This is a genomic window from Pantoea sp. NPDC088449 (genome assembly GCF_044753225.1).
GTDB classification, from domain to species: Bacteria; Pseudomonadota; Gammaproteobacteria; order Enterobacterales; family Enterobacteriaceae; genus Pantoea; species Pantoea floridensis.
In genome coordinates, this window is the sequence record NZ_JBIVMT010000001.1 from 623861 (window position 1) to 636494 (window position 12634).

Consider the following 12634-nt stretch of genomic DNA (forward strand, 5'->3'; position numbering starts at 1 on the left):
CCGTGGCGAAAATTTGACTTCGCGCGGGTTTTGCTCATTCTGAGCCGTATTCCGGGTTGACTGAGATTTTGGCTGCGGTTAATGTTCGGCCTTGTGTACTTTTCGCACATATTTTATCCGCTTTAGATTAGGTAACTCCGCTTCATGGCTAATTTTGATTCTCAACGTCGTCGATTACTCCTGATTGGAGGGGCAGCAGCAGGTTTATCACTGCTTCCTGGCTCCGCACTGGCTTCGCTTTCCACCTCCCGCCCTCGAGTATTGACGCTTAGTAACCTTCACACCGGTGAAACCCTTAAAACTGAGTTTTTCAACGGTAAGCGTTATGACAAGGATGAGTTAGTCCGCTTAAATCACTTCTTCCGCGATTATCGTGCTAATCAGGTGAAGAACATCGATCCCCATCTTTTTGATCAGCTTTATCGCCTGCAGGCGCTGCTTGATACGCGTAAACCGGTGCAGCTCATTTCGGGATATCGCACGCTGGCAACCAATAATATGTTGCGTGAATCAGGGCCGGGCGTCGCCAAGCACAGTTATCACACCAAAGGACAAGCGATGGATTTCCATATTGAAGGGATTTCATTGAGCAATGTTCGCAAAGCGGCGTTATCTATGCGCGCTGGTGGTGTAGGATATTACCCGCGCAGCAACTTCGTACACATAGATACCGGGCCTGCAAGGCACTGGTCCTGATACCGGCAGCGCTGCGTGTGTCGGCCATGGAGCGCTATGAATTACCAAATTATTCCGGTTACCGCCTTTTCCCAGAATTGCTCAGTGATTTGGGATGACGAATCCCAACAAGCGGCCTTAGTCGATCCCGGCGGTGATGCGGAAACCATTAAAGCTGTGCTGGCAGAACGCGGTTTAACGCCGTCACAGATCCTGCTTACGCATGGACATCTCGATCACGTAGGTGCTGCTGCTGAACTCGCCGCACATTACCAGGTGCCGATTGTCGGCCCGCACCCGCTTGACGCCTTCTGGCTGGATAATCTGCCCACGCAAAGCCGTATGTTTGGTTTACCTGAATGCGCACCGCTTACTCCCGATCGCTGGCTGGAAGAGGGCGAAACCGTGCAGCTGGGCAACATCACACTGGAAGTGCTGCTTTGTCCGGGTCATACGCCGGGGCATATTGTGTTGCTGGATCGCGCGGGGCGTCTGCTCATTTCAGGCGATGTGATTTTCAACGGTGGCGTGGGACGTACCGATTTTCCACAGGGTAGCCACAGCGATTTGATCGACGCGATTAAAACCAAGCTGCTGCCGCTCGGCGATGACGTCACCTTCGTGCCGGGTCATGGACCTATCTCAACGCTCGGCCGTGAACGTATCAGCAATCCGTTCCTGCAATAAAAAATGGGCCAATATGGCCCATTTATTCGCTGAAAAGGATTACAGCACCGCGACAATCGCCTCACATAGCGCAGACATATTGTCTGGCGTCATTCCCGCCACGTTAACGCGACCGGAGTTCACGGCGTAAACGCCGAACTCCTCACGTAAACGTACCACCTGATCTTTGGTCAGGCCGCTGAACGAGAACATACCGTTTTGCTTGATGATAAAGCTAAAGTCTTGCTTAGCACCTTTCTCCGCTAGCGTATTCACAAACAGCTGACGCATACGCTGGATACGCTGACGCATATCGGTTAGCTCTTGAACCCAGATAGTACGCAATGCCTCATTGCTGAGGATTGTCGCCACCACTGCCGCACCGTGTGAAGGCGGGTTTGAATAGTTGGCGCGAATGGTGTATTTCACCTGGCTGAACGCCGTTTTTGCGATGTCGCTGTTAGCTGCAACTAACGTTAACGCGCCTACGCGCTCGTTGTATAAACCAAAGTTCTTCGAGAAGGAGCTGGCAACAATCAGTTCCTGGTGAGAGGCGGCAAAAATACGCAAGCCTTCCGCATCTTCATCCAGACCACGAGCGAAACCCTGGTAAGCGAAATCGAACAGCGGTAGCCAGCCTTTCTCTTGCGACAGCTGCGCCAGTTGCTGCCACTGCTCTGCAGAAGGATCAACGCCGGTTGGGTTATGGCAGCAGCCGTGGAACAGCACCACGTCGCCCGCTTTGGCTTCCTGCAGTGATGCCACCATGCCATCGAAATCAAGGCTATGGCTTGCTGCGTCGTAATAGTGGTATTCGCACACTTCCAGACCGGCAGCGTTGAACACATTCTTATGGTTTGGCCAGCTAGGGTTGCTCACCCAAACGCGTTTTACGCTGGTTTGATTCGCCAGAAAATCGGCTGCAACGCGCAGGGCTCCGGTACCGCCTGGCGTCTGTGCTGTTGTGGCGCGACCGTCAGAAATCAGCGAGCTCTCTTTTCCGAACAGTAGCTCCTGTGTACACCGCGCGAAATCTGCCAGACCATCAATGCTCAGGTAGTTCTTGGTGGTTTCGTTTTCCAGCAGATACTGCTCGGCTTTCTTAACGCTGGTAAGCACTGGCGTTTTACCGGTTTCATCTTTATAGACGCCAATACCAAGGTTGATTTTATTCGGGCGGTCATCGGCGCGAAAAAGGTCAGCCAGCCCAAGAATAGGATCGGCGGGTGCGGCAGAGATCGATTCAAACATGAGTCAGTTCCGTTTGGGTGAACTTTAGCGAAATGAGCTATCAGGTTAGCGTCAGACGAGAAGATTTCCAACCGCTGAAATAAAAAAGAAATAACTCCCGTGTATAAAGTAGTGGCGCTAATTGAGAAGCCGATCACTGAATAGCAAAACGGAGCCCGAAGGCTCCGTCTTTAGGTAATCCGCATTGCTAATCGAGTGATTAGAACTGGTATACCAGACCAACGCCAACAACGTCGTCGGTGCTCACGTTCTGAGCGCGGGTGTAATCGTTGTCGTCCAGCAGGTTGATTTTGTAGTCAACATACGCAGACATGTTTTTGTTGAAGTAGTAGTAGGTACCCACTTCGATGTATTTAACCAGGTCAGCATCGCCACCAGCAAAGGTTGCACCATTGTCGGTGTTAGTGTTGCCATTCAGCTGCTTGCCTTTTGACTGCAGGTAAGCGATGGATGGACGCAGACCGAAGTCGAACTGGTACTGTGCAACCACTTCGAAGTTCTGTGTTTTGTTAGCAGTCTGACGAGCGAAGCTACCGTAAGCGGTGGTGTTACGTGATTCACCGTAGAATGCTGCCAGATATACGTTGTTCGCGTCATATTTCAGACCGAAACCGTATGCGTCAGCCTTGTCGCCGTTGCCATCTGCAATCTGAGCGTTGGTACGGTCAGAAGAGAAGTAAGAACCGACAGCGCTGATACCCATACCGGTGTCATACGCTACAGAAGTACCCCAGCCGTCGCCGTTCTGCGCCAGTGGATCACGAGAACCTTCGTTTTTGCCTTGGTACTGTGCAGCGAAGCTCAGGCCGTTAACCAGACCGAAGAAGTTGCTGTTACGGTAGGTAGCCAGGCCACTTGAGCGACCGATCATGAAGTTGTCGTTGTCTTGATACAGGGTATCATCACCGAACACTGGCAGCTGGTCAGTGTAAGACATTGCGTCATAGATAACGCCGTAGTTACGACCGTAGTCGAATGAACCTGCATCACCAAATTTCAGGCCCGCGAAGCCCAGACGGGTTTTGTTGCCGTCTTGCGCGTCAGCGCCTTCGGTGTTGTTAGCCTGAACGTTGTATTCCCACTGGCCGTAACCGGTCAGTTGGTCGTTGATCTGAGTTTCACCCTTGAAGCCGAAGCGAACATACGTTGCATCGCCATCATTATTAGCGTCATCGGAGAAAGTGTGGCGCGCATCAACTTTACCGTACAGGTCCAGCTTGTTGCCGTCTTTGTTATAAATTTCTGCTGCGTTTGCTGCACCAGCAGCTAACAGAGCTGGGATAACCACTGCAAGAATGTTGCGCTTCATCATTTTTTATTACCCTCATTGGAGTTATTTGGACATCTGCCACTGCTGCCAAGAAATCTTTACAGAACCTTGAGAGAAGTTTGATGTCTCCTGTGTCTGCACGCATCTTTCCATCACAGGGTTGCTAATTCTAGCCCGAAGATGATTCAAATCTCGCAATTAAGTATCAAAAGGAAAAATTGTATGACAATTTGTAAAAATCCGGGAACTTTGTGAGAGAACTCTAAATTTACAAAAATAAAAAAAGGCCGGCTAAGCCGACCTCTTTATATATATGAATTACTTATAATTAATCGCGAAATTTAGAAATTCGCATTGCGTGGAGTACGTGGGAAGGGGATAACATCCCTTACATTTTGTACGCCGGTGACATAGGCGATTAATCGTTCGAAACCTAATCCAAAGCCAGCATGTGGCACGGTGCCGTAACGACGCAGGTCACGATACCACCAATAATCTTCTTTATTGAGGCCCATTTCTGCCAGTCGCGCATCTAGCACATCCAGACGCTCTTCACGTTGTGAACCACCGATGATTTCGCCGATACCCGGCGCCAGCACATCCATAGCCGCTACGGTTTTGCCATCGTCGTTCATACGCATGTAGAAGGCTTTGATGTCTTTCGGGTAGTTTTTCACAACGACCGGCGCTTTGAAGTGCTGCTCTGCCAGATAACGTTCGTGCTCGGATGACAAATCCACACCCCATGAAACCGGGTTCTCGAAGGTCTGGCCGCTCTGCAGGAGAATCTCTACCGCATCGGTGTAATCCACCTGCGCAAAGTCGGTCTGAACGAAACGTTCCAGACGGGCAACCGCATCTTTGTCTACACGCTCAGCAAAGAACGCCATATCATCGGCGCGTTCATTCAGCACGGCCTGGAATACGTACTTCAGCATGGCTTCAGCCAGCGCGGCCGCATCATCCAGCGTGGCAAAAGCGACTTCCGGTTCCAGCATCCAGAATTCCGCCAGGTGACGGCTGGTATTGGAGTTTTCCGCACGGAAAGTCGGACCGAAGGTGTACACCTTGGAGAGCGCGCAGGCATAGGTCTCAGCGTTGAGCTGACCCGATACGGTCAGGAAGGCTTCTTTGCCGAAGAAATCTTTGTCGAAATCAATTTTTCCCTGCGGGTCGCGCGGCAGGTTCTCCAGGTCCAGCGTGGAAACGCGGAACATCTCGCCTGCGCCTTCGGTGTCCGATGCGGTGATCAGCGGGGTCGACACCCAGAAATAGCCGTTTTCATGGAAGAAGCGATGCAGCGCCTGCGCCAGCGTATGACGCACGCGCGCCACGGCTCCCACGAGGTTAGTACGCGGGCGTAAATGGGCGACTTCACGCAGATATTCGATGCTGTGACGTTTGGCCGCCATCGGATAGGTATCCGGATCATCAACCCAGCCGGTGACCTCAACCTGGGTCGCCTGCAGTTCAAACGCCTGGCCTTCGCCCGGGGATTCCACCACTTTGCCGGTAATGATTACCGAGCAACCGGTGGTCAGACGCAGGACTTCGTCCTGATAATTATTCAGAGAATTATTGACGACAGCCTGAACGGGATTAAAGCAGGAACCGTCATAAACGGCGATAAAGGAAAGACCGGCTTTTGAATCTCTTCGGGTACGCACCCAACCACGTACGGTGACTTCACTGTCAACCGCGACACGGCCGTGCAGTACATCCGCTACAGGCACTACGCTCATAAATTTCTCTCTTTATATAAGGAGGTTGATAAAAAGCCCCTTTTCCGGGGTTTTGCTATGTTACTTGTGAGCCAACAGGAAACAAGCAAAATTGGCAGCAGAAAGGGAGATTTGTTGACGAGGAGCAGGGTGCAAGCACCCTGCATTAAGAATCAGCTGGCTCTTTTGACCAGCGGGAGATCAAAGGCCTTACGCAGGGCGCGTACAAAGGCTTTATCCTGACAAATGGTTTTGCCGGGGCTGTCGGAAAGCTTTGCCACCGGTTTGCCATTGCAGCTCACCAGTTTAATCACGATGTTCAGAGGCGTAACGCCGGGAATGTCGCACGTCAGGCGCGTACCGATGCCGAACACCACATTCGCACGTTGACCAAAGTGGCGATAGAGCGCCAGCGCTTTATCCAGATTAAGATTATCTGAGAACACCAGCGTTTTACTTTTCGGATCAATATCCAAACGCTGATAGTGCGCAATGGCTTTTTCACCCCATTCCACCGGATCGCCGGAGTCATGGCGCAGGCCCTGATAACGATGGGCAAAGCCTGGACCAAAATCGCGCAAGAAGGCATCCATGGTGATGCAGTCGGTCAGCGCGATGCCCAATTGATCGTCATACTCATCCAGCCAGGATTGCAGCGCGGCGCGTTGGCTATTCGCCAGCACCGGGCTGATTTGCTGATGCGCCTGGAACCACTCATGCGCTTGCGTACCCACCGGATTGAGCTGCAGGCGACGAGCCAAATCGTAGTTGCTGGTCCCCACCAGCCACGGAAATTCGGTTTTCAGCGTGCTAACTATCGCTTCCTGCACCGCTTTGGAGTAGCGGCGTCGCGTGCCGAAATCCATCAGCTGGAAGCGCGACATATCCAAATCGCCTACCTGCTCACGGAAATCCACCAGCTTGCGCTGCAAATGCGACACCGCCTGCTCCACACCCATTTGCGGGGTACGATGACGATGCACGACTTCACTGATCAACGCCAGCAGCGGGACTTCCCACAGGATGACTTCACGCCATGGGCCATGAATCTGAATCGTCAGACGGCCATGATCGTTACGCACATTAACCTGCGAAGGATCGAGGCGGAACTGGCGCAGCCAGTTAACGTAATCGGTTTGAAAGAAAGGGAGACCGCTGAGGTAGTGGTATTCATCGTCACTCAGTGCGAGCGCTTGCAGGGTTTCAATCTGTTCACGGATCTCGTCCGCATAGAAGCCCAGCAGTTCATCGCCACGGCAGCGAAATTCAGCCGTCACCGGGACATCGTAATAGCGATGATATACGGCCTGCTGCATATGAAGCTTGTACGCATCGGTATCAAGCAGCGTGGTTAAAATCGGGGAAGCATGTCCAGTCATGGTGCGTTTCAGCATCCTCTTCCGCGGAGCAGAGCCCGGTGTTCAACAAAGTCATAAAGACGCAGGAGTATAAAACAGTAATGACCGCGATCACACCATAATTGCGGGTGGCAGGTCGAGGGTCATTTGTGCCATTGTTAATGAATTGTAGCCTTTTCAACGAACGCACGCATTGTACGTGGCAACGAAGGCACAACCCGCTTAGACTTTGACGGGTCAACATATTAACGATTAAAAGATGCGAGAAGGATTTATGACGCAACAGCCGCAAATTAAATATCGCCACGATTACCGTGCGCCGGATTACACCATTACCGATATCGACCTGACTTTTGATCTGGATGCCGCCGCAACGCGCGTTAGCGCGGTGAGCCAGGTGAAGCGACTTGGCGCGGCGGATGCGGATCTGCGTCTGGATGGTGAAGATCTCACGCTGGTATCGCTGGCAGTGGATGGCAATCCGTGGCCGCATTACCGCCAGGAAGAGGGCGCGTTGTTCATTAGCCAGCTGCCGGACAATTTTACGCTGACCATCATTAATGACATCCACCCGGATAAAAATACCGCGCTGGAAGGGTTATACCAGTCCGGCGAGGCGCTTTGCACGCAGTGTGAAGCGGAAGGTTTCCGCCATATTACCTGGTATCTTGACCGCCCGGATGTGCTGGCGCGTTTCACCACCACCATTATTGCGGATGCCGCACGCTATCCTTATTTGCTGTCAAACGGCAATAAGCTGGAGAGCGGACGCCATGAAGATGGCCGCCATTGGGTGAAGTGGCAGGATCCTTTCCCGAAACCCTGCTACCTGTTTGCGCTGGTGGCCGGAGATTTTGACGTACTACGCGACAGTTTTACCACCCGTTCGGGCCGCGATGTGGCGCTGGAAATCTTTGTCGACCGCGGCAATCTCGATCGCGCCGACTGGGCGATGACGTCACTGAAAGCCAGCATGAAGTGGGATGAAGAGCGCTTCAATCTTGAGTACGACCTCGACATCTTTATGATCGTCGCGGTGGATTTCTTCAACATGGGTGCGATGGAGAATAAAGGCCTCAACGTCTTTAACTCTAAATACGTGCTGGCAAAAGCCGAAACGGCCACCGACAAAGATTATCTCGGTATTGAAGCGGTTATCGGTCACGAATATTTCCATAACTGGACCGGTAACCGCGTGACCTGCCGCGACTGGTTCCAGCTCAGCCTGAAAGAAGGGCTAACGGTGTTCCGCGATCAGGAGTTCAGTTCAGACCTGGGTTCACGCGCGGTTAATCGTATCGATAACGTGCGTGTGATGCGCGGCGCACAGTTTGCGGAAGATGCCAGCCCGATGGCGCATCCGATCCGTCCGGATCAGGTGATCGAGATGAACAACTTCTACACCTTAACGGTGTACGAGAAAGGTTCGGAAGTGATCCGCATGATGCACACTCTGCTGGGCGAAGAGAATTTCCAGAAAGGGATGCAGCTGTACTTCGAACGCCATGATGGTAGCGCTGCAACCTGTGATGATTTCGTGCAGGCGATGGAAGATGCGTCGAATGTCGATCTGTCTCAGTTCCGTCGCTGGTACAGCCAGGCGGGTACGCCGATCCTGACGGTGCGCGATGACTACAATCCTGAGCTGGAGCAATACACGCTGCACGTCACGCAACGTACGCCAGCCACCGCCGAGCAGAAAGAGAAGCTGCCGCTGCACATTCCGCTGGATATCGAGCTGTATGATAATGAAGGCAAGGTGATCCCGCTGCAGCACAACGGTCATCCGGTGCATCATGTGCTGAATGTTACCGAAGAGTTCCAGACTTTCATCTTCGACAAAGTCTATTTCCAGCCGGTGCCCTCACTGCTGCGCGAATTCTCCGCGCCGGTGAAACTTGACTATAAATGGAGCGACGCGCAGCTCACCTTCCTGATGCGTCACGCACGCAACGATTTTGCCCGCTGGGATGCGGCGCAAAGCCTGCTGGCAACCTACATTCGCCTGAACGTCGCGCGTCATCAGCAGGGCCAGCCGCTGTCGCTGCCGCTGCATGTCGCCGATGCATTCCGTGCGGTGCTGCTGGATGAGCAGGGCGATCCGGCGCTGAAAGCGTTGATTCTTTCGCTGCCGTCTGAGAATGAAATTGCGGAACTGTTTGATGTCATCGATCCCCTGGCCATTGCTGCGGTGCGCGATGCGCTGGTGCGTACGCTCGCCACTGAGTTAAATGACGAGTTCTTTGCGCTCTATCTGGCCAACCAAAGCAGCGAATATAAAATTGAGCATGCAGAAATTGGCAAGCGCACGTTGAAAAATGTCTGCCTCGGTTATCTGGCCTTTGCCGATGCTGCCCAAGCGGACAAATTGGTGCAGGCGCAATATCAGCAGGCGAACAACATGACCGACGCGTTAGCAGCGCTGGCCGCGGCAGTTGCAGCAAATCTGCCATGCCGCGATACGCTGCTGGCCGCTTACGACGAGCGCTGGCATCAGGATGGTTTGGTGATGGACAAATGGTTTGTGCTGCAAGCCACCAGCCCGGCGGCGGACGTGCTGAGCAAGGTGCGCGAACTGCTGCATCACCGCTCGTTCACCATGGGCAACCCGAACCGTATTCGTTCGCTGATTGGTGCATTTGCTTCCGCTAATCCGGCGGCATTCCACGCCAAAGATGGCAGCGGTTATCAGTTCCTGGTGGAGATGTTGACCGATCTCAATACGCGCAATCCGCAAGTTGCTGCGCGCATGATCGAGCCATTGATTCGTCTGAAACGTTACGATGCCGATCGTCAGGCGCTGATGCGTAAGGCGCTGGAAACGTTGAAAGGGCTGGATAAACTGTCGGGGGATTTGTACGAGAAGATCACGAAGGCATTGAACGCTTAATCATAGTGGTCGCCATGAATGGCGACCCTACGCGGATTTTACCGGGTGCGCATTTATGCGCACCTTTTTCAACTCTGCTGCGCAAACTTCAGCGGCTGCTCCGATGAACCCCGTTTCATCACGCGATCCAGCACTTCGGCTTCAAGTTCCGCCAGACGCGCAGAGCCGCGACGGCGCGGACGCGGCAAGTCGACGATCAAATCCAGACCAATCTTTCCTTCTTCAATCAGCAAAACGCGATCGGCGATGGCGACGGCTTCGCTGACATCGTGCGTCACCAGCAGCACGGTAAAGTTATGCTGCTGCCACAAGGACTCAATCAAGCCCTGCATTTCAATACGCGTTAACGCATCCAGCGCCCCCAGCGGCTCATCAAGCAGCAGCAAACCGGGACGATGAATCAACGCACGCGCCAGCGCCACGCGCTGTTTCTGGCCACCGGACAATGCTGCCGGCCACTCGTTAGCACGATCGGCAAGGCCAACGGCCTCCAGCGCTTCCAGGGCGGCGGCTCGCCATTCGCGACCTTTTAGCCCGAGCCCAACGTTATCAATCACCTTTTTCCACGGCAGCAGACGTGAATCCTGGAACATCAAACGCGTATCTTCACGTGCTTGCGATAACGGCGCGTTGCCCGCCAGCAGCGCACCGCGCGTAGTCGATTCCAGGCCAGCTAATAGGCGCAGCAGGGTACTTTTACCGCAGCCGCTGCGACCCACCACCGCGACAAATTGCCCGGACGGAATATGCAGATCAATATTGTTCAGGATGGTGCGATCGCCATATTGCTTGCTGACACCATTCACACCAACCGGCGTACCGCGATTCAAACGCGCCGGATTTAGGGTTGCGTTGCTCATGCGTTCTCCTTTAATTGGTAAGCCGGATGCCAGCGCAGCCACACGCGCTCAAGCAGTTGTGCCGCGACGTCGGCCAATTTGCCGAGCAGGGCATAGAGAATGATGGCTACCACCACCACGTCGGTTTGCAGGAATTCGCGGGCATTCATCGCCAGATAACCGATGCCGGAGTTGGCTGAAATGGTTTCGGCCACAATCAGCGTCAACCACATCAGGCCAAGAGCAAAACGAACGCCAACCATAATAGAAGGTAGCGCACCCGGCAGAATGACCTGAATGAACAGGCTCCAGCCGGATAAACCATAGCTACGCGCCATCTCCACCAGGCCACGGTCAATATTACGAATACCGTGATACGTGTTCAGGTAAATTGGAAACAGGGTGCCGAGCGCCACGAGAAAAATTTTGGCGGATTCGTCGATGCCGAACCACAAAATGACCAGCGGGATCAGCGCCAGATGCGGCACGTTACGCAGCATCTGTACGGAAGTATCCAACAGGCGTTCACCCACACGTGATGTACCGGTGATTAATCCCAGAATCAAACCAATGGAACCGCCGATGGCAAAACCAATGGCGGCGCGCCAGCTGCTGATGGCCAGGTTCTGCCACAGCTCACCGCTCACCGTCAGTTTCCAGAAGGTGATGAGGATATTTTCCGGCGACGGCAGAATACGCGTCGACAGCCAACCCACCTGCGATGCCAATTGCCACAACGCGATCAGCACCACCGGTAACACCCAAGGCAGCACGGCGTTACCCAGCTGTTTTTTTACGTTTGCCATCCTCGGCTCCTTTAGCTCTGCGACACTTTTTGCGGCGTGAAATCATGGGCTACCGCTTCGCCGTGCGCCTGCATCACTCGCGGCTGTGGCACTTGCGGAATCACCAGATCGAGGTGCGGGAACAGTAACTCACCCACGCGATAAGCTTCTTCCAGATGCGGATAGCCAGAGAGAATAAAGGTTTCGATGCCGAGATCGCTGTACTCCTGCATGCGCGCCGCCACGGTTGGGCCATCGCCCACCAGCGCCGTGCCTGCGCCGCCACGAACCAGGCCAACACCGGCCCACAGATTCGGGCTGATCTCCAGCTTATCGCGCCGGCCACCGTGAAGTGCGGCCATGCGCTGCTGTCCAACCGAATCGGTACGCGCAAATGCGGCTTGCGCTTTGGCAATGGTGGCATCGTCGAGATGGGCGATGAGGCGGTCCGCTGCTTGCCAGGCTTCTTCATTGGTTTCACGCACAATCACATGCAGGCGAATGCCGAAGCGGACGGTGCGTCCCTGCGCGGCGGCTTTGGCACGCACTTGTTCAATCTTCTCCTTTACTAACGCCGGCGGCTCGCCCCAGGTGAGATAAACATCCACCTGCTCGGCGGCCAGATCCTGTGCCGCATCCGACGATCCGCCAAACCACAGCGGCGGACGCGGTTGCTGCACCGGCTTAAACATCAGGCGCGCACCGCGCACTTTGACGTGCTTGCCATCGTAATCGACGGTTTCACCTTCCGAGACGCGACGCCAGACGCGAGTAAATTCGGCAGACTCTTCATAGCGTTCACGGTGATCGAGAAACACGCCATCGCCAGCAAGCTCTTCCGGATCGCCGCCGGTCACCAGATTAAACAGCGCACGGCCATTCGACAGCCGATCGAGCGTGGCCGCCTGACGCGCCGCCTGAGTCGGCGAAATCACCCCCGGGCGCAGCGCCACCAGGAAACGCAGACGCTGGGTGACCGGGATTAATGAAGCCGCCACCAGCCAGGCATCTTCACAGGAGCGGCCGGTGGGAATCAGCACCCCGCCGAAGCCGAGACGATCTGCCGCCTGGGCAATCTGTTGCAGGTAACCATGATCAACCGGGCGCGCGCCTTCCGCGGTGCCAAGATAGTGACCATCGCCGTGAGTCGGGAGAAACCAAAATACGGATACGCTCATG

General features: G+C 54.2%; 10 protein-coding genes. 3 read left to right on the plus strand and 7 right to left on the minus strand.

Annotation, left to right across the window (positions count from 1 at the left end):
• The first annotated feature begins 144 nt into the window (after positions 1-144).
• Together ACIP6T_RS02930 and ACIP6T_RS02935 are read left to right on the plus strand one after the other, a co-directional pair.
• A complete protein-coding gene (locus ACIP6T_RS02930) occupies positions 145-696 on the plus strand; it encodes a YcbK family protein (protein WP_097094356.1) in 552 nt (183 codons plus the stop codon).
• Positions 697-732: 36 nt separating this feature from the next.
• Positions 733-1362 (plus strand): MBL fold metallo-hydrolase, encoded by a 630-nt coding sequence (locus ACIP6T_RS02935; RefSeq protein WP_400455282.1) that lies wholly within the window; start codon positions 733-735, stop codon positions 1360-1362.
• 39 nt (positions 1363-1401) lie between these two features.
• On the opposite strand, the gene ACIP6T_RS02940 is transcribed toward ACIP6T_RS02935, so the two are convergent.
• From ACIP6T_RS02940 to pncB, 4 genes are all read right to left on the minus strand, one after another.
• On the minus strand, positions 1402-2592 hold the full coding sequence (locus tag ACIP6T_RS02940; protein WP_097094354.1) for an amino acid aminotransferase: 1191 nt from the start codon (positions 2590-2592) through the stop codon (positions 1402-1404).
• A gap of 199 nt (positions 2593-2791) precedes the next feature.
• Positions 2792-3904, minus strand: coding sequence for a porin OmpC (gene ompC / locus ACIP6T_RS02945; RefSeq protein ID WP_345826958.1), 1113 nt, complete (start codon positions 3902-3904; stop codon positions 2792-2794).
• 299 nt (positions 3905-4203) lie between these two features.
• The gene (asnS, locus tag ACIP6T_RS02950) at positions 4204-5604 is read right to left on the minus strand and encodes an asparagine--tRNA ligase (RefSeq protein ID WP_345826956.1); all 1401 of its coding nucleotides are present in this window, start codon (positions 5602-5604) and stop codon (positions 4204-4206) included.
• Between the two features lie 152 nt (positions 5605-5756).
• Positions 5757-6962: a nicotinate phosphoribosyltransferase gene (gene pncB / locus ACIP6T_RS02955; protein ID WP_176519189.1), complete on the minus strand. Its 1206-nt coding sequence runs from the start codon at positions 6960-6962 to the stop codon at positions 5757-5759.
• A gap of 253 nt (positions 6963-7215) precedes the next feature.
• On the opposite strand from pncB, the gene pepN reads away from it, so the two are divergent.
• Entirely contained in the window at positions 7216-9831 is a 2616-nt protein-coding gene (gene pepN / locus ACIP6T_RS02960; RefSeq protein ID WP_400455286.1) for an aminopeptidase N, read from the plus strand.
• A gap of 68 nt (positions 9832-9899) precedes the next feature.
• Here the strand turns inward: pepN and ssuB are convergent, their stop codons facing one another.
• Genes ssuB through ssuD form a run of 3 tightly spaced genes read right to left on the minus strand, consistent with a single transcriptional unit; the run spans position 9900 to position 12633 of the window.
• The gene (gene ssuB, locus ACIP6T_RS02965; RefSeq protein WP_097094349.1) at positions 9900-10691 is read right to left on the minus strand and encodes an aliphatic sulfonates ABC transporter ATP-binding protein; all 792 of its coding nucleotides are present in this window, start codon (positions 10689-10691) and stop codon (positions 9900-9902) included.
• Positions 10688-11476 (minus strand): aliphatic sulfonate ABC transporter permease SsuC, encoded by a 789-nt coding sequence (gene ssuC / locus ACIP6T_RS02970; protein WP_097094348.1) that lies wholly within the window; start codon positions 11474-11476, stop codon positions 10688-10690. Before ssuC ends, ssuB begins: the two co-directional genes overlap by 4 nt.
• A gap of 11 nt (positions 11477-11487) precedes the next feature.
• Positions 11488-12633, minus strand: a complete 1146-nt coding sequence (gene ssuD, locus ACIP6T_RS02975; RefSeq protein WP_400455290.1) for an FMNH2-dependent alkanesulfonate monooxygenase — start codon at positions 12631-12633, stop codon at positions 11488-11490.
• Position 12634: the final 1 nt, after the last annotated feature.